Raw genomic sequence first — 23,001 nt, 5'->3', positions numbered from 1 at the left:
CCGCTGTTGGGGGGCGCGCTTCAATGGCCCTTGGGCCGCACAGGCTGGCGGCCAATGGAGACATAGCCCAGGCCGTAGCTGGCTACCTGCGCCGGGTCGTACAGGTTGCGGCCATCGAACACCATGCGGTCCTTCAGGCTGGCGGCGAGTTGCTCGAAATCGGGCGCACGGAAGATTTGCCACTCGGTGACGATTGCCAGGCAATCGGCGCCCTGCACGGCTGCATCCACGCTGTCCACCAGTACCAGGTCGTCGCGCTCGCCATAGATGCGTCGCGCTTCTTTCATCGCCACCGGGTCGTAGGCCTGTACCCGGGCGCCTGCTGCCCACAGGGCTTCGAGCAGGTTGCGGCTGGGTGCCTCGCGCATGTCGTCGGTATTGGGCTTGAAGGCCAGGCCCCACAGTGCAATGGTTCTGCCCTGCAACTGCCCGCCATAGAAGGCGCTGATGCGCTCGAACAGCACGTTGCGCTGGGCTTCGTTGCGGGCCTCCACGGCGTTCAGCAATAGGGGCTCGAAGCCGGTGTCCTGCGCGGTGCGGACCAGGGCTTTCACATCCTTGGGGAAGCAGCTGCCGCCATAGCCCGCGCCGGGGTAGATGAAGTGGTAGCCAATGCGAGGATCGCTGCCGATGCCGCGGCGCACGGCTTCCACATTGGCGCCCAGCCGTTCGGCCAGGTTGGCGATCTCGTTCATGAAGCTGATCTTGGTGGCCAGCATGGCATTGGCGGCGTACTTGGTCAGCTCCGCGCTTCGCACATCCATCACGACGATCCTGTCGTGGTTGCGGTTGAAGGGCGCGTACAGCTCGCGCAGCCGGGCCTCGGATGCCGGGTTGCCCGTGCCGATGATGATGCGGTCGGGCCGCTGGCAGTCGGCGACTGCGGCGCCTTCCTTCAGGAATTCGGGGTTGGAGACCACGTCAAAGCCGTAGCTCGCGCCACGAGCGGCGAGGCCCTGCGCGATCACGTCGCGCACTTTGTCGGCGGTGCCAACGGGGACTGTGGATTTGTTGATGACGATGCGCGACCCCGTCATGTGCTGGGCAATGGTGCGGGCCACCGCCAGCACGTATTGCAGGTCGGCGCTGCCATCCTCATCGGGCGGGGTGCCCACGGCCAGGAAGATGACCTCGCTGTGCCGCACGCCTTCGGCCGCATCGGTGGTAAAGCGCAGGCGGCCGTTGGCGTGGTTGCTGGTCACGAGCTTGTCGAGGCCCGGCTCATGGATGGGAATCTGCCCGGCCTGCAGTGCGGCCACCTTGGCGGCGTCCACATCCACGCAGAGCACCTGGTGGCCTACGTCGGCCAGCACGGCCCCTTGTACAAGACCGACATAGCCGGTTCCGAAAACAGTGACTTTCATACGCGGTAGAACGAGCGGTACCAGTCCACAAAGCGCTGGACACCGTCTCTGACAGTGGTCGATGGGGCAAAGTTCACCCAGGCCTGCAGGGCGCGGGTGTCGGCCGATGTGCTGTGCATATCGCCCGGCTGTATGGGCAGCATACGCTTGTTGGCGGTGGTGCCCAAGGCCGATTCCAGCGCTGCGATGTAGTCCATCAGCACCGTGGGATTGCTGTTGCCGATGTTGAAGATGCGGTAAGGGGCGGTGCTGGTGCCCGGGTTGGGCTGCAGCGCGTCGTAGCCGGCATCGGGAGCCGCAGGCTTGTCCAGCACGCGCAGGATGCCTTCGACAATGTCGTCGATGAAGGTGAAATCGCGTACCAACTCGCCGTTGCCATACACGTCGATGGTCTCGCCCGCCAGAATCGCCTTGGTGAACTTGAACAAGGCCATATCGGGCCGACCCCAGGGACCGTACACGGTGAAGAACCGCAGCCCGGTCGTGGGCATGCCATACAGGTGCGAATAGGTGTGCGCCATCAGCTCGTTGGCCTTCTTGGTGGCCGCGTAGTAGCTGATCGGGTGGTCGACCGCATCGCTTTCGGCATAGGGCATCTTGGCATTGCCGCCGTACACGCTGGAGCTGCTGGCGTACACCAGGTGCGCCACCTCGTGCTTGCGGCAGCCTTGCAGAACATTGCCAAAGCCCAGCAGGTTGCTGTCGGTGTAGTCGTCGGGCTGGTCGATGGAATAGCGCACGCCGGCCTGGGCGGCTAGGTGCAGCACGCGCTGGGGGCGCACTTCGTCAAAGAGGGCAGCCATGCCTGCGCGGTCGGCCACATCCAGCTTCACGAAGCGGAAATGGGGGTGGCTTTGCAGCTGTGCCAGGCGCGCATCCTTCAGCGCCACATCGTAGTAGTTGTTGAGGTTGTCGATGCCCACCACAGCCAGGCCCTGGGCGAGCAGGCGCTGGGCACAGTGCATACCGATAAAACCGGCGGCGCCGGTGACGAGGACAGTGTTCATGGGTTCACGGGGGCAGGCAGCCACACATACTGGTATTGCATGGGCGGCGTGCTGGCGCGCATATGGACGAAAGGAATGGTGAAGGACTGCGGTGCAGCCCCTGGGTGGCTGGCGAGCACGGTGTCCCACCAGTCGGGCGCGGCCTTGTCCATGCGTGCAATGTACAGCAGGCCTACACGGGAATCGGCAGCCCGGGCGCGGCCACCTGCAAGGCATTCGGCCATGCGGCCCCACTCGGCGGTGCAGGACATGGCATAGGCATGCGGGTTGTGCGAGCGCAGCATGGCGGCCACCATGTGGTCGGAGCCAACAATCACGCCTTTGCCGTCGTAGCCAGCGGCCGCCAGCTGCTGGGCCAGTTGGGCAACCGGGTGGTTCAGCTCGTCGGGGTCGTGGCGCCAGTCAGCCTGCCAGGGGCGGATCGTGGCGAGGGTCCAGAACACCAGCGCAAACAGCACTACCGCCGTGGTATAGCCGCGGCCCGTTCCTTCCGCCAGCAGGGCCGGGCGCCAGGCATACAGCGCCAGTGGTGCAATGGCCGTCAGGGGCAGCACCCAGCGCTGCTTGAAGCTGCTGACATCGCCCACCACCACCATGGCGATCAGAATGAGGAATACCAGGGCCAGATAGCGGCGCAGCAGCGGCCATGCCCAGGCGCGCCAGTCGGGCACGGCACCTGCTGTTGCCTCTGCGCGGTAGGCGGCCCTCCACAAGCGCCCCCGATAGGTTGCCAGCGCAACAATAAGCCACAGCCCCAGCGTGGAAAATACGGCCTTGGCCAGGGCGCCCAGGCCTTTGAGGTGCGAGACCTGGGTGGAGATGTCCATCTTGTGGATGGTTTCCGTGGTGGCCTCACGCCAATGCTGCGACAGCCACCAGGCGTGTGGCGCAAAGATCAGCAGGCCCACCAGCGGAGCGAGCCACCAGCCATGGCCCAGTATGGCGCGGCGCACCTGCGGCACCGTCAGTGCAGTCACAAAGAGCACGCCGATCAGCATGGCAAAGCTGTATTTGGCCAGCATGCCCAGGCCGCAGAACACGCCCAGCCAGACAAAATGGACAGGGTTGGGCGTCTTGACCTGACGCAGCACCATCCACCAGGTGCCAAAAGTCATGGCGGTCACGAGGATGGTGTGGGTCTGGTCGCGCACGCTGTCCCAGCCAAAGGGCAGCATCAGCAGTAGGCCGCCTGCCACCCAGAAGGCGCCCTTGGCGGGCAGCAGCACGCGCGCGGCCTGCCAGGCCAGCACATAGGTGAGCACGATCAGGCTGTGTTTGACGATGGAGAGCGCCAGCACCGATGGCCCCAGCACCTGGCCCACGGCCCATTGCAGCCAGCTGTAGGCGGGGGGCTGAGAGCCGTAGCCCAATAGGAACTCCTGCGACCAGAGGATTTGCTCGGACTCGTCCCACTTCATGCCCTCCGAGATGGTGACGCGCGAGATGATGTGCGCACAGGCCAGCAGCAGTATCCAGGCCAGCGGGTGCTGGTAGAGGGGCTGCTGCCAGTCTTTGGCAGAAGCGGAGGGCGAAGACGTCATGGCAGAAACACGGATGCGCCCATGCGCACGGGGCCTGGGCGAGAGCCTGGCCTGTCGCATCAGCAGCAGAGGAAAGGGCGGATCAGGTAGTATAGGCGACCGCTGTTTTAGCAAAATACCAAGCGCCGTGTCTTCTCCTGCCGTATCCATCGTCGTCCCCATCTATAACGAATTTGACAACCTGACCGCCCTGGTGGACCGGATCGATGCGGCCATGCGCGCGCAGCCGCTCAGCTACGAGCTGATTGCCGTGGACGATGGATCGAAGGACGACAGCGCCAGGCTGCTGCTGGAGCTGGCATCGACCCGCCCCTGGCTGCGGCCGGTGATTCTGGCCCGCAACTACGGCCAATCGAGCGCGCTGCAGGCCGGGTTTGACCGCGTGCGTGGCAAATATGTGGTGACGCTGGATGCCGACCTGCAAAACGAGCCGGACGATATTCCGCTGCTGCTCAACCGCCTGGAAACCGATGCCAGCGTGGACATGGTGTCCGGCTGGCGCAAGGATCGCCAGGATGCAGCAATTTCGCGCAAATTGCCGTCAAAAATAGCCAACCGGCTCATATCCAACGCCACTGGCGTGCAACTGCACGACTATGGCTGCGCCCTCAAGGCGTACCGCCGCCACATCATCGACCGTATTCACCTGTACGGCGAGCTGCATCGCTTCATTCCGTCGCTGGCGCGCGATGCCGGTGCGCGCATCACCGAAGTGCCGGTGCGCCACCATGCGCGCACGGCGGGCGTGTCCAAATACGGCATTGACCGTACCTTCCGCGTCATCCTGGATCTGATCCTGATGGTGTTTCTGATGCGCTATCGCCAGCGCCCGCTGCACGCCTTTGGCGGCCTGGGTCTGTGGCTGGCCACGCCCGGCTTTCTCATCCTGGCCTATCTGTTCGTCGTCAAGCTGATGGGCGAGAGCATCGGTGGCCGGCCGCTCCTGATTGTTGGCGTGATGCTGGTGCTGATGGGCATGACCTTTGTGGCCGCAGGCCTGATCGGGGAAATGCTGACCCGTGTGTACTACGAATCGGGCGGTGGTCGCCAGTACTACGCGGACGAATACCGCATCGACACCACGGCGGAGGCCCCGCAGATGGTGCGCGTAGAGGTGCCGCGCGCGGCAGCCACTGCCGCCATATGAGCCTGGCGCCTGCGTGAACCGAGTCCACAAAGCCTGTATCAAGGCCGCAAGCGGCGCCCTCCTGCTGGGCGCCGTTGCCTATTTTGCCGACCCCGCTGCACTGTGGGCGCGCCTGCGCGCGGCCAATGGCGGGTGGCTGGCAGCGGGCTTGTGCGCGGCCATCGCATCCAACGTGGTTTCTGCATGGCGCTGGCGCGCACTGGCGCGCTGGCTGGGCGCGGAGATGCGCTGGCCCGATGCACTGCGCTGGTACTTTCAGGCCATCGGTCTCAATGCCTTGCTGCCCGGTGCCGTGGTGGGCGGCGATGTATACCGCGCCGTGGTGCTGCAGCGCACGGGGCAGGGCAAGGCGGCATCGTCGCTGTCGGTGCTGCTGGACCGGCTGAGCGGCCTGTGGATGCTGTGCGCGATTGGCGCCCTGGGCGCGGCGGTGGCAGCCCCTGTACTGGCACCCGTAGTGCGAGTGCCGCAGGCCTGGTTTGTTGCGGCCATGCTGGCAGGCACGGCACTGTGGATTGCACTGCCCTGGTTGCTGTTGTGGTGGCTGGGCAGGCGCGATGCGGCTCATTTGCCTGCGTGGCTGCTGCCACTGCTGCAGGCGGCGCAGCGGCCTGATTTTCATGCGCAGATGCTGGTGCAGGCGGCTTCGTCGGCGCTGGTGCAGGTGTTGTCGGCAGGGGCTCTGGCGCTGGGTGGTCTGGCGCTGGGCATTCATCTGCCGGTTGCCGCATGGGCCTTTGCCATGGCGCCCATCTTTTTGATGGCGGCGCTGCCGGTGAGTGTGGGCGGCTGGGGCACGCGCGAGGCGGCCAGCGCTGCGGCGCTGGCGCCCTTCGGTGTGCCGGCTGCTGTGGCGGTTGGCGTAGGCTTGATCTATGGCGTATATGCGCTGGTGCAGGGCGCACTGGGGGCAGTGGCCTTCGGTCTTCCCAGCCGGCGCGAAAGGGAAGCGGATGCTGCAGAGCGTTGAACCGCCTTTGTACAGCGTTTTTTCAACCAAAGAAGGCTTTGGCGCTTAATTGGTAAGCACAGATTGCTATTTAAAATGTAGCATTTGATGGGAGGTGTTGCCTTCCGCAATAAAAAAGCAAGCCCGCAGGCTTGCTTTTTTATTTTGGGGCAGGTCTGAGTTGGTACAGCTTATGCAGCGGTGATCGACACGGCCTTGGCGTTGAGATATGCCTCCATCGCCTCGGGACCGCCTTCGCTGCCGTAGCCCGAGTCCTTCACGCCGCCAAAGGGGAATTCGGCCGTTGGTGTGGCGGGCTGGTTGATCCAGACCATGCCGGCCTCGATCTGGTTGGACAGCATCTGCACGTTCTTGTACGAGCGCGTATAGGCATACGCGGCCAGGCCAAAGGGCAGGCGGTTGGCTTCGGTGATCGCGTCTTCGAGCTTGTCGAAGGTGCGGATGGCGGCAATCGGGCCGAAGGGCTCGTCATTGAACACCGAGGCGTTCATGGGCACGTCGGCCAGAATGGTTGGGGCGAAGAAATTGCCTTCGCTGCCCACGCGCGCGCCACCGGTAGCCACCTTGGCGCCCTTGGCAGCGGCATCTTCCACCACCTTGGCCATGGCGGTCAGGCGGCGGGCATTGGCCAGAGGGCCCAGGGTCGTGCCATCGGCAAGGCCATCGCCCAGCTTGAGGCCCTCGGCGCGCTTGACAAAGGCATCGATGAACTCGTTCTTGATGCTGCTGTGCACCAAAAAGCGCGTCGGCGAGATGCAGACCTGGCCCGCGTTGCGGAACTTGGCCGCCGCAGTGGCCTTGATGGCCAGTTCCACATCGGCGTCCTCGGCCACGATCACCGGCGCGTGGCCGCCCAGTTCCATGGTCACACGCTTCATGTGCGCGCCAGCCAGTGCAGCCAGTTGCTTGCCGATGGCGGTGGAGCCGGTAAACGTCACCTTGCGGATGATGGGGTGGGGAATCAGGTATTCCGAAATTTCAGCAGGCGAGCCGTACAGCAGGCCCAGCACGCCCTTAGGAATGCCGGCATCCACGAAGCACTGCAGCAGCGCGGCGGGCGATGCGGGGGTCTCTTCGGGCGCCTTCACCAGGAAAGAGCAGCCCGTGCCCAGTGCGGCGCCCAGCTTGCGCACCACCTGGTTGATCGGGAAATTCCAGGGCGTGAAGGCAGCAATCGGGCCGACAGGCTCCTTGATCACCAGTTGCTGCACGTTGGCCACACGGGCGGGAACGATACGGCCATACACGCGCAGGCCTTCGTCGGCAAACCATTCGATGATGCCGGCACCGGCCAGCACTTCGCCCTTGGCTTCCACCAGCGGCTTGCCTTGCTCCTGCGTCAGCAGGCTGGCGATGGCATCGGCGCGCTCGCGCAGCAGGGCGGCAGCCTTGCGCATGATGCCTGCGCGCTCGATTGCGGGCATGGCACGCCAGGTATTGAAGCCTGCCTGCGCGGCTTCCAGCGCGCGATCCATGTCCTTCTTGGTGGCATGCGCCACCTTGCCGATGGTCTTGCCGGTCGCAGGGTTCACCACATCAATGGTCTTGCCATCCGAGGCGTCGCACCATTCGTTGTTGATCAGCAGTCGGGTATCCGGATACGCGGTGGTCATTGCGGTTGTTCCTTGCATGTCTTGGGAATGTTTCGGGCCTGCCTGGGCAAACCATGCCTTGTGCAGGCAAACCCTGGTGATCGCGCCGCAGCACAGGCGGACGGGCGCATACATGCTAACCGCAAGCGCAAATACGCGGAGTCACCAACGTAATTCCAGGCCCGCAGGCGCGGTGGGGAAGACGTGCACCCAGGTTTCTCCACAATGTGGCCGCGCGCTCATGGTAAAACATGGGGGTTGTGGTGTGCCGCCCTGTTGCCAAAAAGCGCAGGCGGATGCGCCTTGCCGTGTATCTAATGCATGATTTGCGCAAATTTGACGTGAGCAAAGTGATGCTCCGATGGAAATGCCGATGATGCATTCCTGTTTACGCAAGTTCTATTCTGGAAGTTTTCAGGCCATGTCTTTTATCCGTACCAGTTCTGCCGTTGTGACCATGTTTGCCGCCTTGCTGGCCGGTTGTGCCACACAGGAAACCGCCAAAACCGCCGAGAAACCTGATGCGGCAGCAGCAGCGTCGCCCCCTGCGGAGCCGTTGTCCGCAGCAGGCTGCGCAGGAAACGCCTGTGACAGTGCGCCTCAATTGCTGACGGGCGCATCTCCGCGCTATCCCTACCCAGCAGGCGCGCTGGCGCAACCTGCCAGCGTGCGCGTTCAATTTGTCGTGAATGTGGACGGCACCGTGAGTGAGGTCAAGACCTTGACCACCACCTCCAAGGACATGGCCGGCGAAGTGGAACGAGCCGTGCGCAAGTGGAAATACCGCCCCGCAATGAAGGCCAACCAGCCCATCAAGGTCATCCTGCAGCAGCAGTTCGATTTCAAACCCTGATCGCTACTGAAAACAGAGCGTTAAGCGCAGGTGGGGCAATGATTTTGATATGAAATATCTAAAATCATTAACTGCTGAGCGGCCCATGCTCTCCTTTCGTCTATTCAAAAACAAAAGGTGATGGCTGCGCGTGGTGCGAAAGTGTGGGCACGGGGAAGCGTTTTTCATTGCCGGGCCAGCTCAAGATGAAAAACGCCCCTCTTGGAGGGGCAGTAGCCGCACATGGTGTGCAAGCTTGAGGAGCCTGATCCCGCTGCTTACGCCACCGCACACAGGCGTTCGGCCAGCTCCACAAAGCCTTCACCGCGCTCGCCACGCGTTACATAGCGCGGCAGGTGCGACAGTTGAGGCACAAACCGCTCAATATTGGCAACGCCAAAGCTGTTCTCAAAGTGCTGGAACATCAACTGGTCGTTGGTGGAATCACCGATGTAACACCACTGGCCGATCTCGGCATCCAGATCCTTGCCAAACAGCGTCTTTACGATCCAGCGCGCGCCTTCGAGCTTGTTGTGTCCGCCGAACCAGCCGTTGATATGGATGGAGCTGACCGTGGCATTCATGCCTGCAGCCTTCATGATGGCGACGCACTGGTCGATCTGGGCCTGCGGCATATGGGTGAATTCGCTGTGATCCACCGCAATGTCGCATTCACGGCCCACCGAGTCAGTGGCGCGCCGTGCGCCTGGTACCGTTGCCTCGATCTGCTCCAGTACTGCCTGCATGTTGGCATAGTTGGCAATGCGTGTCGCATCGTCCTGCTGGTAGAGCTTGTCCAGCCCTCCGAGGGCGTTGCGGCGCAGCGCCACAGCACCGTTTTCTGCCACGATGGCATCGACAGGCCACTCTTGCGCAAAAGGCACACTCCAGCCCACGGGGCGCCCCGTGATCGGAATCACCGCCAGGCCCTTGGCCTTGAGCGCTGCGATGGACTGCACCACTTCGGCAGGCACCACGCCTTCGGTGGTCAGGGTGTCGTCAATATCGGTCAACAGGCCCACAATGGGGCCGTGGGAAGGATTCCAGGTATCAAGAGCTTGCATTGCGGAAAAACGAGGCTATTCAAAAATTTGAGGGGCTATTTTTTCGGCCAGATATATAGATCCGGCCTTGGTCAGATGCCCCCAATCGACCGATGTCATACCTTCAACGGTGCCATCGACCGAGGTCAGACAACCCGCTGCTGTGCAGAACACATCCAGGGCAGACAGATAGGTGGTTTTGGCCTGATGTAAATGGCTGTTGAAGTAGGTATCCCACTGGGCTTCCTTGTTCGATAGGCCCTGTTGCATATAGTGCGGAAAATCACCATGGGTTGCTATGAAATCCATGAGGTTCTTTTGTAGCGACACTGACCAATTGGGTACCGGGCCAACGACAAAAATATGGCTTGCCGGGCTAATTGCGCGCAGGCGCTCAATGGTATCGTTCAGAGCGGCAAGTTCCTTTCGCGGATCATTGGTGCTGTTTTTGCCGGAGATCATCCACGTCATGACGATCTTTTGCGGCTGTATTGCTTCAATGGTCTGAAGCTTGGCTGAGTTAATGGCTTGCAGGGATGCTCCTCCATCAATTTGGCCTTCTAATAAGAAAGGCGGGGCGTTGCCATCGGTCAATTGAATGATTCCATAGTCGGAATAATGGCTATCCCGTACCGATAGCAGTCCTTGGTAGAGCGATGCCGCATAGGAGTCGCCAAAAATCACAATATTTTTTTTGCGTGTTTCCAGGCAACCATTATGACTGCGTTGATCCATTGATACCGAATGGCAGACTTGGTTTCTTATGTTCTTTTGAAACTCAAAGTGATTGTAAAGATTCTCGATTTTGCTCAATTCCTGCAAAGTCTCATTGGTACGGTTCTGAAGCAGCCATTTTTGTGGAATAAAGACACTGGCTAACAAAACCAAGGAAATTGAGCTGCACCAAATCAATAATTTTTTAGATGTATAAGTCGGATTGCGGAATGGATTTTCAATGAATTTCCAAGATCCATACGCAAATAGAAGGGTGATTGCGATCAAAGGCAATGCATACTGCTCAAATGAATGCTTGCCAAAGCGATATATCGAGAATGCGAAAAGTGGTTGATGCCACAAGTACGCGCTGTAGCTTATTTTTCCGATAAACGTCATTGGCGGTAACTGTAGTATTTTTGTGGCGATTCCACTGGGGCTCTGTGCGACCAACACCAAAACTGTACCTACAGTTGGGATCAATGTATAGGTGCCGGGGTGCGGTAAGCGCGCATTCAGACCAAATAGCGCTACCATAATCAACGTTAGCCCTGTCACTGAGAGGCCAATGCGTACTCTTGAGGTGACAGAGAATTGACTCGCCCATAAAGCACCTAATGCACCTAACAAAAGCTCCCAAGCCCGTGCGGGCAGCAGATAGAAAGCTGCATTAGGAAATTCTGAAACAGTGGCAACGGCCCACACAAAGCTCGCTGCAGCACAGAGCGCGATGAGAGCAGAGCGCCAGCGTGATTGCTTCAAGGCAAAGGCCAGCAGCGGAAAAAGGATGTAGTACTGTTCCTCCACCCCAAGGCTCCAGGTATGAAGCAATGGTTTCAGCTCACTGGCAGGCTCAAAATAGCTGCTGTGTAGCCAGAAATAAATGTTGGAGCCAAAGCCGAGGGTGGCTAGCAGGCTGTTCCGGAAATCAGAGAACTCTAATGGAGTTAGTGAAATTCTTGCAAAAATATTGCTAACCAACAGCACGAAAAGCAAGGCTGGGAGAATGCGGCGTGCCCGTCGTTCATAGAAGCGAAGTAGGCTGTATCGGCCTTCAGATATTTCTGTAAATAGAATTCGGCCAATCAGAAAGCCGCTGATGACAAAAAAGATATCAACGCCAAAAAAACCTCCCGGAATCTGATTATGAAAACCAGCATGAAAGAGGATGACTGAGCCTACAGCGATGGCACGCAAACCATCAATGTCTTTTCTGTACTGCATTGATAATCATCGCAGATAGGTTTTTAGGCGCAAAGCAGGGGCCTCCACCAGACGCCAGGAGAGCCACCCTGCCGCGAGCGTGAGCGCAACGACCACCACCAGGCTGGTGGTGAAACCGAGGCCAGGGGCCAATGCACGCACGCACTGCTGAATCGGGAATGCATATAGATAAACCCCGTACGATACATCGCCAAGCCGGCCGGCCTGAGACAGTATGGGCCATGATGCGGTGCCAACCGCCAGCAGTGTGGCAGGCATGAAAAGCAAAAGCGCCGAATATGAAAACCCAAGAGCGTATGCCACAAGTGCACAGACGGATGCAGCAACGGCAAACACTGCACGATGCTGCAGAAATTGCTTGTTGAATGCGGCTATCAGGGAGCCAAAGACGAAATAGGCAGGAAATTCCCAATAATGGTTCATGGCCCCCGTCAGGTCCATCGTCATGGTCGTGAGAAACCAGACCAGATAGGCCACGCAGAGCAAGGTCCATATGCGCCGCGAGCGCAGCAAGCCCAGTAGTCCGGCAGCAGCCAGCACTGCATAGCAACTGACTTCGATAGGGATGGTCCATAGGGAACCGTTGACGGCGTTGGGCAGCGGATGATCGGTAAAAACGCCGGGCAGGCTGAAGCGTATCTGCAGTGCGATGTTGCGCAGATAGTCCCAGGTCATGGGGCTCTGCCAGTAATCATGCAATGAGACCTTGGTAAACACGGGGCCCAGTACGAACAGCGCGAGCAGGACCACCGCTGTCAATGCAGGCCAGATACGCAGGACACGTTTGGCCGCAAACGGCAACAGCCGTGGCTGTGCCCACCAGCTCAAGGTGACCAGATAACCACTGATGACGAAAAAGGCCATCACTGCGGCCCCTCCAATCATGGCCACGTTCATCCACGCAGGAGGCGTTGTCGCTGTAAGAGGAAATTGATGGCTGTAAAGCACAGACAATGCGGCAAACAGTCGCAGGGCATCAAAGTTGTTGGCTGGGCGTAAATCCATTTGTTTCATGCATTCTTTGGACGGGTACGGTCTGTTGTCTTGTGGGGTGGCAGGCCATGGCCATCGATCCCTGTTGCCGGTATGAGCGGCTGCGGTACACGCCGCAGCCCATGCAGTGGTCGACCACCCATTGCCATGGAGCTAGTCTGCCCGCCGCTTGCGGTACAGCAGCCGGCTCAGGCCCAGATAATTGACCGCCATGCCCGCTACGGTGCCTGCAGCCACGTACAGCATGAGCCACCATGGGCCTTGCGGCAGCAGCCAGGCCAGCAGCGAGTAGACGCCAAGGTTCACTGTACCGCCACCAAGCATCAGCCCCAGGTAGCGAAGATACTCGGCTCCCAGTCCGCCAGACGCATTGCGGCCGGCAAAGGAAATATTCCGGTTGATCAGCCATGTGGTGGTGGCCGCCAGCCAGAATGAGATGGCGCGTGCGGCATAGACCCCCAATACGTCACGCAGCAGGGTCAGCACGCCCGCATCCACCAGAAAAGCCAATCCGCCCGCAACCAGAAACCAGAGAAACGAGCGGCTGATTCCGAGTGGCTTCACTTTCCAGCTGCCGTGCTTGCCAGGTAGGCAAATTGCTTGGCCTCCCGGCGGGCCAGTGTGATGGCCTGCAGAATCAGCCCTGTGACAAACGAGATGCCACCACACACCACCAAGGCGGTTACCAGGCCCAGGGTTGGAAAGCGGCGGACAAATCCGGTATGGCCATACTCGATCAGGATGGGTGCAGCCAGCATCACCGCCAACAGGGCCAGCGCTGCACCCAGCAAGCCAAAGAACTGCAGCGGCTTTTCACTCACAACAAGTCGACCGATTGTCTTGAGAATGCGCCAGCCATCGCGGTACGTTGACAGTTTGCTCGCGGATCCCTCGGGCCTTGCGCCATAAGGCGTATCGACTTCGGTACAGGGCATGCGCAACTCCAGGGCATGCACATTCAGTTCTGTCTCGATCTCGAAACCATGCGAATGCGCAGGGAACGATTTGACATAGCGCCGGGAAAACACCCGGTAGCCGGAGAGCATGTCGCGAAAGCTCCCGCCAAAGATTTTCTGCACGGTGCCCGTCAGCAGCTTGTTGCCCCAACGATGGCCCGGCCGGTAGGCCTCGCCCTTGTCACCCGCCTCTGGCTCGGCCTCCACGCGCGCACCCACTACCATGTCCAGCTGCTGGTCGATCAGTTGGTCGATCAGGATGCGCGCCGAAGGGGCATGGTAGGTCGCATCGCCGTCGGCCATCACATACACATCTGCGTCTACATCGGCGAACATGCGGCGCACCACATTGCCTTTGCCCTTGAGATTGACGTTGCGTAAATGCGCGCCGACTTCAATGGCCAACTCAGCGGTTCGATCGGTCGAGAGATTGTTGAAGATGTAGATTTCCGCTTCGGGCAACGCCTCGCGAAAGCCCTCGACCACCGGGCGCACCGTCAACTCCTCGTTGTGGCAGGGAAGGATGACGGCAATGCGTAGATTTCGATAAAGACTTTGTGTTTGCGAATGACTCATTTCGTTATTGTGATGAAAATGATTGACACAACGGAATTTCTGGTGGATTCGTCAAAAGACGACGTTCGCCTGTTGATCTGTCAACAGAAATCAATGTGATGCAGGTCGGATTTTTTACATCCGATCTCGGTATCATGATTTGGAAGCCGTTCAATGCCGATATTCTCTGGTTGGTATTTTTTGGGAGGTCAGGACGAAGAATAGAGATCATTTCAATTTTTTCATTTAATTTCGAATCGAAAATGATCTCCATACCATGAGAATCCGTGGCTCCTTTCCATCCTGCCCAGCCATTCAACTGCATAATATCAGGACTTTTTCTCTCAAGAGAGAAATATCCATCATTCGGAAGATTCTCCGGGTAGTGTGAAACTTCTATAACCTGACTGGTCTTTGTGAAGCGATTAATGGGAACTGCAATTGCATCTGCTTGAAGGAGCTTTGGATAAGGAATTGCCGCTGGGTTGATATGTGAGTATCGATTGAATATCAAATTCAATTGATCCGATGGAATTTCAGGAAAGTGTTTTTTCCAGAACTCCATATGGGGAGTTGGAGTAGTATGGCTTAGAGAGCGAAAACCCATCCCATTAGCGATCGATCCCGGCAAGCCTGGGAAAACAAGTACACCATTGTTAGAGTCTTGAAGTTCTTGGAGATGTCGAATTGTTTGGTTTTGAGGAATATTAAATATAGGCCAGGCTGATTGTAGTGGGTTGAATCTTCCAAAAAGAATTGCTCCAAAAATCATCGAAGAGAGAGCAATTGCCTCGTGATGAGAGGATGCTCTCTTTTTTGATATTGCGTATGCAACTATAATTATTGGAATGAAGACAAGATCCTCGAAGCGCTTGATGCCGTAAGGTTGTTTGAAAGCCCACCATGCAGCAATAATAAATCCAGAAAGTAAAATCAGACGGCGAAGAGAAAGAATAATTCCCGTGTTGCTTACTGTGTAAAGGGCGAGCAAGATCAGGGTTACGCCACTTGCGAACTGCATTCTGGAGGGTTGAACATTATCCCAAAGCAAAAACATACCTATTTTTGAGGGTATGGGTAAAATCATCCAGGATAATTGCAATATGAATGCAGTTGTCAAAATAAGAAAGATTTTTCGTTTGGAGGAATTGTTCCATATTTCTCCAAAATTCTTATAATTCAAGAAAAATGCAATGACAATGTAGTAGTACATGCCAACTACACCAATTTCGGATATATTTAATCCAATTAAACTGCGATAGCCCCATGTGAAATTAAGCCCGGGAAAAAGCCAGGAAATCACAAATCGGAAAGGAACATCTCCTCCCATGGAGTGCCGGCCGCCGGGGTAAAGCGTTGCACTGGTTGCTATCAAATAGTCTTTTAGATAAAGTCCCGCAGTGCCTGCTGCAAGCGCTGCGGCAATGGCGATATATATGATTGATGGGAGTCTAAATAATTTGGGATGATGAATGAGTAAGATTATAAATCCGACAAACGCCAAAGATATTTGAATTGGTGGGTATAAATTTGTTAATAACCAGGCAACAGAAAAATAATAAAATAAGACAAGTTTCCAGATGATTCTTGTCTTTAAGAAAAATGGTATAACTACCCAGGGAAAGTATGCAATTATTGGTCCTTTTTCATTCCACCAAAATTGACTGAATCCTGTAAAATATAAACCAAATGAAAGTGAAATGGCAGCAACATTGCTGGCGCCAAATTTTTTGAATAAAAAAGAATATCCAACTATAAAAAGAGAAAAAATTGCGAACCAATGAAAAGAGTAGGCGTAGGCTGGGTTAACATGCCCATAGAGCCACATTGTTGGCTTGAAAATAATGCCCCAGTCTGCAATAGGTAGGCCATAATTGATGCGTAGATCTTCTTGGTATAACGAAGTTTCGTTGTATCGTTTATAGTCATTACGAACCAGCGCTTGCGTCAGAGGTGTAACAACCGCCCATTCATCACTCCGAACTGGTCTTGATTTTCCAAAGTCTGGTTTTACTTCTTCATAGCTAAAATGATTTTTTAAGACATGGGCATAGGACGATGGCGACCAAGTATTGGCGATATATATAAAGCCAATAAGAATAAATAAAATAAAGAAAATTATATTCTTTGAGTTAAATAATTTCATTATCTATATTTTCTGTCGATGCCTATGGTTTTAAGAAAAACATCTATATATGGAAGACTGCTGGTGGTACTATTTCGGTACTAATTAATCAATTAATTTGCACTACTGAGGCTCAACCCCGCATGCTCCCGCAGCGGATGGAAGTGGATTTTGGGAAAGCGTTCCTGGGCCAAGCGCACGTCATACGGGCTGGTGCATAAGTAGGCCAGGGTGTCGGCCGCATCGTGGGCCAGGCGCATGGGGTAGGCGTTTTCAAACTCGCGCAACTCGGCAGGCGAATTGGCCGTGATCCAGCGTGCGCCGGTGTACTGGCAACCTTCCAGGCGTACGTCGCAGTCGTATTCGGTCTTCAGGCGGTGTTGCACCACTTCAAACTGGAGCTGGCCCACCGCACCCAGCAGCATATTGCCGCCGACATCGGGTTTGAAGACCTGGATGGCGCCTTCTTCGCCCAATTGCATCAGGCCTTGCTGCAACTGCTTGGTGCGCAGCGGGTTCTTCAGCACCACGGTCATGAACATTTCAGGCGCGAAGAAAGGCAGGCCCATGAACTGCAGGCTCGGGCCATCGGTGATGGAGTCGCCCAGTTGTACGCCGCCATGGATGGTAAAGCCGATGATGTCGCCAGCGTAGGCTTCATCGACTGCTTCGCGGCGCTGGGACATGAAGGTGACGACCGATGTGGGGCGCAGTTCCTTGCCGGTGCGCTGCACCTTCATCTTCATGCCCGGTGTGTATTTGCCCGAGGCCACGCGCACGAAGGCGATGCGGTCGCGGTGGTTGGCATCCATGTTGGCCTGCACCTTGAACACCACGCCTGAGAAGCTTTTGTCTTCTGGGTGGATGGTGCGCTCTTCGCGATTGCGGTTCACTTCGGTAAAGGCTACACGTGGGCCGGGCGGTGGCGACATGTCGACCACGGCATCCAGCACTTCCATCACCCCGAAGTTGTTCACACCCGAGCCAAAGAACACGGGGGTGAGTTTGCCTGCCAGGAAGGCTTCATGGTCCCATTCGGCAGAGGCGCCCACGGCCAGTTCCATGGATTCGAGCGCATCGTCAAAGGCTTTGCCGAAGCGGGCGCGCAGCTTGACGGTATCCGACAGCGGGATCACTTCGAAATCCTGCGGGCGTTTTTCGCTGCCTGCGGCAAACACCGTCATGCTCTGCGAGCGCAGGTTGATGATGCCGCCAAAGCTTTTGCCCTGGCCTACGGGCCAGGTGATGGGGCAGCAGGGCATGCCCAGCTCGCGCTCCACCTCGTCCATGATGTCCAGCGGATCACGCACTTCGCGGTCCATCTTGTTGACGAAGGTGATGATGGGCGTGTCACGCTGGCGGCAGACTTCGATGAGGCGCCGGGTTTGTGCTTCCACACCGTTGGCAGCATCAATCACCATCAGTGCGGAGTCCACGGCCGTCAACACGCGGTAGGTGTCTTCCGAGAAGTCCTTGTGACCTGGGGTGTCGAGCAGATTGATCACATGGTCGCGGTAGCTCATCTGCATCACCGATGAGGCCACCGAGATGCCGCGCTGCTTTTCGATTTCCATCCAGTCGGATGTGGCATGGCGGCTGGCCTTGCGGCCCTTGACGGCGCCTGCGATCTGGATGGCACCCGAGAACAGCAGCAGCTTTTCGGTCAACGTGGTCTTACCAGCATCCGGGTGGGAGATGATGGCGAAGGTGCGGCGGCGGCGGGTTTCGGAAGCGTAGGACACAGTAGCAGTAAAAATGGGGGCAGGTCCGTGCAGGACTGCAAAAAACAAAGCCAGCAGGCGCTGGCTGAAACTGGCGCAATTTTAGCGGATGGCAGGATGTTTGCCCAAAGGGGTTGCTTTACGCAGGAAACCAGGGTTCTTGTAGCGAAGCGCACGCGATTCGATGTACCGCCATGACGCACACCCCAACGCGGTGGCTGTGGCGATGGTGACGGCCAGATTGATGCCAAAAGGCAGCTGGGGCCACAGCGCAGTGATCGCTTGTGCGACAGGGAATCCGTAGAGATAGATGCCGTAGGATGGATCGCCGACTCTGTGAAGCCAGTTGCGCCGAGCGCTGCGGCTACCGATGGCAATGATGAGCGCTGGCCACAGCAGGAAGCGGGCCGTGGATTGGTGGGGCGTCAGAAAATAGGCCAGCAGGCATAGCGGCAGCAGCACCATCAGCAATCGGGGGGCATGCTGGCGGAACCATTGTGCATGCAGGCCGATGAGGCAGCCTGCTGCAAAATAGGCGGTATACATGGGCCACAGCACCAACTCGCCCGTCACATCATCGTTCATGCACAGCAGGTACCACAGCATATAGGCCGCGCACAGCAGCGATGCCACCCGGCGATGGCGCAGAATCCCCAGAAGGCCTGCCAGCGCAAGCGCGCAATAGCTGAAGAATTCCAGCGGAATGGTCCACAGCGGGCCGTTCATGGCGCCTTCCACGGGCTGGCCTGTGAAGACGCCCGGCAAACCGGTGGCCGCACGCACCAGGGTCAGGTTGCCTGCAAATTCCAGCGCACCGGCAGATCGCAGAAACGCTGGTGCAGGCAGTGCGGTGAAGGCAAGGCCAAAGACGAAGATGCACATCAGCACCGCACCGCACAGTCCAGGCCAGAGCCGCAGCACCCGTTTCCACAGAAATGGCAGGAGACGCGGCTCCCGCATCCAGCTGAGTGTGACCAGATAGCCGCTGATGACAAAGAACGTCATCACCGCCACGCCGCCAAGCCAGGCCCAATTCAGCCACTGGTTGCTGATCCAGGCCGGTGCTGTGACACCGGTGATCGGATAGTGGTGCGCAACGATGACCGACCATGCCGTGAGCAGCCGGATGGTATCGAAATGGTTGTGATGCTCTGAACGCATGGGAGAAGATGCAGATGGCTGAGGTGACGCGTTCACTTGGCCAGCAAGCGCTTCAGACGTAGCGCAGGTGACTCAATCCAGTGCCACAGTACATAGCCCAGCAGCATCGACAGCACGCAGGACAGTGCCATGCTGGCATAGAAGTTCATCGACGGCCACAGCGCATACACCGCCTGTGCAATGGGACAGCCCGAGAGGTAGACGCCGTAGGAGGGATCGCCCAGGCGGCTGACCCATCCCGAAAAAACCGATGTCGTGCTCCCCAGGTAGATGAGCAGCGCTGGCAGCACCAGCAGGCCGGATGTGTGCTGCAGCCCGGTGAGCCAGAAGAACATGGCAATCGGAATGAGGCCGAAGGTGATGGCGGCGGCATGGGGCAGGAAGCGATCACGGTGCAAAGCAATCAGCGCCCCACAGGCGAAGTAGGCCGGGTATTCGTACCAGTGCATCATCACGCCCAAGAAATCGGCGTTGTAGCCCACGATGAACACCAGGATGTAGCCCAGCAGGGCAAAGGTTGCGATCCAGCGCTTGCGGAAAACACCCACCACGCCGGCCGCGGCCAGCGCGGCGTAGCACATCGTTTCCATGGGGATGGTCCACAGCGGCCCGTTCATCAGTGTGTCCAGGGGGTTGTTCATGAACACGCCGGGCAGGTTGACGTAGGCGCGGTACATCAACAGGTTCCTGAAGTACTCCAGCGTCTGGCCATGGCTCAGGAACTCCCTGGCTGGCAGATTGGTGAACAGCAGGCCAAATACAAAGATGTTCAGCACCATGGCGGCCAGCATGCCCGGCCACAGGCGCAGCAGGCGCTTGGCAGAGAACTTGACCAGGTGTGGCTCGCGCAGCCAACTGGTGGTGACCAAGTAACCGCTGATGGTGAAGAAGGTCATCACGGCCACGCCGCCGATCATGCCCACATTCATCCAGCCGGGGCCCTCGTGGTCACTGATGTAGTAGTGGTGGCAGACGATCACGGCCAGCGCTGCGCAAATCCGGAGGATGTCGAACGAGTTGCCGCGGTGCGAAGTGGATGCCATGGAAAAAGAGATGCCAAAGGGGAAAAACGCTGCGTCACTATACCTTTCATAGCTGATGGCGCCAGTCAGTCGGGTGCTGGTAGGTGTTCTTGCATCCTTCTTGATGCGATCTTGATACCTTCTGCCCCATTCTCTACACGCGCTTGATGCGCATATTTTTACATTTCTTCCAGCGCTGGCGTTGGGCCAGCGTCGTTGTATGGCTTCGTCTGCGCACATTGAGCGCCCGGGCGGGGCAGGAGGAAATGGAAATGCCTTACCACTGGGTGGAAGTATTGGCGGTGCTTGCCGCTGGCGGGCTCTTTGCCTATCTCGGCTACGCGCTGCTGCGCCCCGAAAAATTCTGAAGGGACCACCATGCAAATGCTGCAAGATCTGATCTTTGTGAGCCTGACGTTCGCCTGCTTTGCGGGACTGTTGGGCTTTTTGCGCGCGCTGACGCGCATCTGACAGGGAGCACACCATGTGGTTACCCTGGATAGAATTTGCCGCAGTACTCGCGGCTCTGACGGTGCTAGTCATTCCCATGGGCCAGTGGTTGGCGCGGTGTTTTACCAGCGACCACCACACCTGGCTGGAGCGGCTCAGTTACCGCGCGCTGGGCGTGAACCCTGGCGAGCATATGGGCTGGCAGCGCTATGGCGCGGCCCTGTTGCTGTCCAATGCGGCCATGATGCTGCTGGGCTATCTGGTGCTGCGGCTGCAAGGCTGGCTGCCGCTCAATCCGCTGCAATTCGCGGCCCAAGCACCTGATCTGGCATTCAATACCGCTGCTTCGTTCATCACCAACACCAACTGGCAAGCCTATGGGGGGGAGAGCAGTCTCTCCAATGCCACGCAGATGGCGGTCATCACCTTTCTGATGTTTGCGGGGGCGACCACGGGTGTGGCTGCAGGCGCTGGCTTTGTGCGGGGTCTGGCCCGTTCCAGCAGCAAGGATGTGGGTAACTACTGGGTGGACTACGTACGCGTGTTCTGGCGCGTGCTCCTGCCGCTCTCCTTTGTGCTTGCACTGGTCTATGTGTGGCAGGGCATTCCGCAGACGCTGCACACCGAGACCTGGGCAAGCACGCTCGAAGGCGCGCGCCAGCAACTGCTGACGGGCCCCGTTGCAAGCCTGGAGAGCATCAAGCATCTGGGAACCAATGGCGGTGGTTTCTTCAACGCGAATGCTGCGCATCCGTTCGAGAATCCGACGCCGCTCACCAATATGCTGCACATCCTGGCCATGCTGCTGATTCCCGCGAGCATGACCTATGCATTTGGCTCCATGCTGCTGCGCCGTCGCCAGGGATGGGTGCTGTATGGCGCCTGCATGGTGATGTTCGTAGGTTTTCTGAGCCTGGTGTTCATGGCCGAGCAGCAAGGCAGCAGCCTGCTGGCACGAGCCGGGGCCGACCAGCAGTGGAGCCTTGCGCAGCCAGGCGGCAATATGGAGGGCAAGGAATTGCGCTTTGGCATTGCCGACACCGCGCTGTTCGTGACCACCACCACAGCCGCCACTACAGGCTCGGTCAATGCCATGCACGATTCGCTCACGCCCCTGGGTGCCATCACGCCGCTGGCACTGATGATGCTCAACTGCGTGTTCGGGGGCGACGGGGTGGGGCTGATCAACCTGATTCAATACGCCATCCTCACGGTTTTCCTGGCCGGCATGATGATCGGCCGCACGCCGGAGTTTCTGGGCAAGAAGATCGAGGTGCGCGAGATCAAACTGGTCATGCTCTCGGTGCTGGCGCATCCGGCCAGCATTCTGGGATTCACGGCGCTGGCCATGCTGTGGCCTGGCGCATCCGACAGTCTGAACAACCGTGGCCCGCACGGTTTCTCGGAAATTCTGTATGCCTATGCTTCGGCTACAGCCAACAACGGCTCGGCTTTCGCGGGGCTGAATGCCAATACGCCGTTCTTCAACACCACGCTGGGTCTGGCCATGATCGTGGGGCGCTTTCTCACGCTGCTGCCCATGCTGGCGGTGGCCGGCAGCATGGCGGCCAAAACCACAGTGCCTGCGGGGCCTGGCACCTTTCCCACGGCATCGCCACTCTTCTTGGGGTTGCTGGTGTTTGTGGTGCTGGTGGTGGGCGGGCTCACCTTTTTGCCAGCGCTGGCGCTGGGGCCTGTCGTGGAGCACCTGCAAATGCTGGTGGGGCACCTCTATCCCTGATGCATGCACACCCCCTGAGTCGCTTCGCGCCTTCCCCAGCTCTTGCTGCGGGGCGGCCCTTGTCCGGCTGCCCACACTTTGGGAAGGCCGGTCTCAGAGCCTGGGGCGTTGCCAGGGCGCACTGATATCTCCGCTGGGAGCAACACTATGAAATCGTCTTCTCTTTCCCTCTCCGTATCCGTAGCATCGGCTTCGGATACCGAATCGTCTCCGGCTTCCTGGGGGCGTCTGGTGGCCAGCAGCGTACGCGCCGCCGCGGCCGTCATGCTGGTCGGCGGCATTGTCTATCCGCTGGCGACAACCGGCGTGGCTCAGGCTCTGCTGCCGTATGCAGCCAATGGCAGCCTGGTCGAGCGCAATGGCCAGGTGCTGGGTTCGGCCCTCATCGGCCAGCAGTTTGCGGGTGCCAACTATTTCCACGGAAGGCCCAGCGCCACGGTGGCGCCGGACCCCGACAAGGAGGGCGCCAGCATCGCTGCGCCCTATAACGCCGCACAGTCAAGTGGCAGCAACCAGGGAGGTACCCACAAGGAACTGGCCGAGACAGTGGCTGCCCGCGTAGTGCAGTACCGCGCCGATAACGCCTTGGCCACCGATGCGGTGGTGCCCGTGGATGCGGTCACGGCTTCGGCGTCGGGTCTGGATCCACACATCTCCGTGGCCAATGCCTTGCTGCAGTTGCCGCGTGTGGCGCAGGCGCGCAAGCTGAACCAAGACCAGGTGCGGCAGTTGATTGCGCAGAGCACGCAGGGGCGTACCTTTGGTCTGCTGGGCGAGCCACGCGTCAATGTGCTGCGCCTCAATATGGCGCTGGATACACAGCAACCTGCTGCAAAGGAGTGA

Annotated in this window: 19 protein-coding genes; 6 read left to right on the top strand and 13 right to left on the bottom strand. The window is 58.4% G+C overall.

Annotated elements, in window-relative coordinates:
* Positions 1–20 precede the first annotated feature (20 nt).
* Genes LAD35_RS18420 through LAD35_RS18410 form a run of 3 tightly spaced genes read right to left on the bottom strand, consistent with a single transcriptional unit; the run spans position 21 to position 3,912 of the window.
* Positions 21–1,364 (bottom strand): UDP-glucose dehydrogenase family protein, encoded by a 1,344-nt coding sequence (locus LAD35_RS18420; protein ID WP_224150396.1) that lies wholly within the window; start codon positions 1,362–1,364, stop codon positions 21–23.
* On the bottom strand, positions 1,361–2,371 hold the full coding sequence (locus LAD35_RS18415) for an NAD-dependent epimerase (protein ID WP_224150395.1): 1,011 nt from the start codon (positions 2,369–2,371) through the stop codon (positions 1,361–1,363). Before LAD35_RS18415 ends, LAD35_RS18420 begins: the two co-directional genes overlap by 4 nt.
* Positions 2,368–3,912 carry a glycosyltransferase family 39 protein gene (locus tag LAD35_RS18410; protein WP_224150394.1) on the bottom strand — a complete coding sequence of 515 codons (1,545 nt, stop codon included), beginning with the start codon at positions 3,910–3,912 and terminating at the stop codon, positions 2,368–2,370. Before LAD35_RS18410 ends, LAD35_RS18415 begins: the two co-directional genes overlap by 4 nt.
* Positions 3,913–4,039: 127 nt before the next feature.
* Between LAD35_RS18410 and LAD35_RS18405 the strand changes: the two genes are divergently transcribed.
* Both LAD35_RS18405 and LAD35_RS18400 read left to right on the top strand, forming a co-directional pair.
* Complete coding sequence (locus LAD35_RS18405) at positions 4,040–5,059, top strand: glycosyltransferase family 2 protein (RefSeq protein WP_224150393.1); 1,020 nt, start codon at positions 4,040–4,042, stop codon at positions 5,057–5,059.
* A gap of 13 nt (positions 5,060–5,072) precedes the next feature.
* Positions 5,073–6,029, top strand: a complete 957-nt coding sequence (locus LAD35_RS18400) for a lysylphosphatidylglycerol synthase transmembrane domain-containing protein (protein ID WP_224150392.1) — start codon at positions 5,073–5,075, stop codon at positions 6,027–6,029.
* A 170-nt stretch (positions 6,030–6,199) separates the two neighbouring features.
* Here LAD35_RS18400 and LAD35_RS18395 read toward each other — a convergent pair whose 3' ends face one another.
* Positions 6,200–7,642, bottom strand: a complete 1,443-nt coding sequence (locus tag LAD35_RS18395; protein ID WP_224150391.1) for an NAD-dependent succinate-semialdehyde dehydrogenase — start codon at positions 7,640–7,642, stop codon at positions 6,200–6,202.
* Positions 7,643–8,042: 400 nt separating this feature from the next.
* Here LAD35_RS18395 and LAD35_RS18390 point away from each other — a divergent pair, with 400 nt between their 5' ends.
* Positions 8,043–8,474, top strand: a complete 432-nt coding sequence (locus tag LAD35_RS18390; protein WP_224150390.1) for an energy transducer TonB — start codon at positions 8,043–8,045, stop codon at positions 8,472–8,474.
* A 257-nt stretch (positions 8,475–8,731) separates the two neighbouring features.
* On the opposite strand, the gene LAD35_RS18385 is transcribed toward LAD35_RS18390, so the two are convergent.
* The 9 genes from LAD35_RS18385 to LAD35_RS18345 form a co-directional block, all read right to left on the bottom strand.
* Complete coding sequence (locus LAD35_RS18385; RefSeq protein WP_224150389.1) at positions 8,732–9,517, bottom strand: HAD-IIB family hydrolase; 786 nt, start codon at positions 9,515–9,517, stop codon at positions 8,732–8,734.
* A 15-nt stretch (positions 9,518–9,532) separates the two neighbouring features.
* Complete coding sequence (locus LAD35_RS18380) at positions 9,533–11,434, bottom strand: acyltransferase family protein (RefSeq protein WP_224150388.1); 1,902 nt, start codon at positions 11,432–11,434, stop codon at positions 9,533–9,535.
* A gap of 6 nt (positions 11,435–11,440) precedes the next feature.
* Complete coding sequence (locus tag LAD35_RS18375; RefSeq protein WP_224150387.1) at positions 11,441–12,439, bottom strand: acyltransferase family protein; 999 nt, start codon at positions 12,437–12,439, stop codon at positions 11,441–11,443.
* A 141-nt stretch (positions 12,440–12,580) separates the two neighbouring features.
* Positions 12,581–12,991, bottom strand: a complete 411-nt coding sequence (locus LAD35_RS18370) for a GtrA family protein (protein WP_224150386.1) — start codon at positions 12,989–12,991, stop codon at positions 12,581–12,583.
* Positions 12,988–13,959, bottom strand: a complete 972-nt coding sequence (locus LAD35_RS18365; RefSeq protein ID WP_224150385.1) for a glycosyltransferase family 2 protein — start codon at positions 13,957–13,959, stop codon at positions 12,988–12,990. Before LAD35_RS18365 ends, LAD35_RS18370 begins: the two co-directional genes overlap by 4 nt.
* Positions 13,960–13,963: 4 nt before the next feature.
* Positions 13,964–16,084: a DUF7657 domain-containing protein gene (locus LAD35_RS18360; protein ID WP_224150384.1), complete on the bottom strand. Its 2,121-nt coding sequence runs from the start codon at positions 16,082–16,084 to the stop codon at positions 13,964–13,966.
* A gap of 92 nt (positions 16,085–16,176) precedes the next feature.
* Complete coding sequence (locus LAD35_RS18355) at positions 16,177–17,805, bottom strand: peptide chain release factor 3 (protein ID WP_224150383.1); 1,629 nt, start codon at positions 17,803–17,805, stop codon at positions 16,177–16,179.
* 81 nt (positions 17,806–17,886) lie between these two features.
* The gene (locus tag LAD35_RS18350; RefSeq protein WP_224150382.1) at positions 17,887–18,945 is read right to left on the bottom strand and encodes an acyltransferase family protein; all 1,059 of its coding nucleotides are present in this window, start codon (positions 18,943–18,945) and stop codon (positions 17,887–17,889) included.
* Positions 18,946–18,977: 32 nt separating this feature from the next.
* A complete protein-coding gene (locus LAD35_RS18345) occupies positions 18,978–19,988 on the bottom strand; it encodes an acyltransferase family protein (protein WP_224150381.1) in 1,011 nt (336 codons plus the stop codon).
* A 146-nt stretch (positions 19,989–20,134) separates the two neighbouring features.
* On the opposite strand from LAD35_RS18345, the gene LAD35_RS18340 reads away from it, so the two are divergent.
* From LAD35_RS18340 to kdpC, 3 genes are all read left to right on the top strand, one after another.
* Positions 20,135–20,335: a potassium-transporting ATPase subunit F gene (locus tag LAD35_RS18340; RefSeq protein WP_224152800.1), complete on the top strand. Its 201-nt coding sequence runs from the start codon at positions 20,135–20,137 to the stop codon at positions 20,333–20,335.
* Between the two features lie 116 nt (positions 20,336–20,451).
* Entirely contained in the window at positions 20,452–22,158 is a 1,707-nt protein-coding gene (kdpA, locus tag LAD35_RS18335; RefSeq protein ID WP_224150380.1) for a potassium-transporting ATPase subunit KdpA, read from the top strand.
* Positions 22,159–22,305: 147 nt separating this feature from the next.
* On the top strand, positions 22,306–23,001 hold the full coding sequence (kdpC, locus tag LAD35_RS18330; protein ID WP_224150379.1) for a K(+)-transporting ATPase subunit C: 696 nt from the start codon (positions 22,306–22,308) through the stop codon (positions 22,999–23,001).

The sequence above is a fragment of the Comamonas odontotermitis genome, assembly GCF_020080045.1.
GTDB lineage: Bacteria > Pseudomonadota > Gammaproteobacteria > Burkholderiales > Burkholderiaceae_C > Comamonas > Comamonas odontotermitis.
This window is presented reverse-complemented; position numbering and strand designations above follow the sequence as displayed.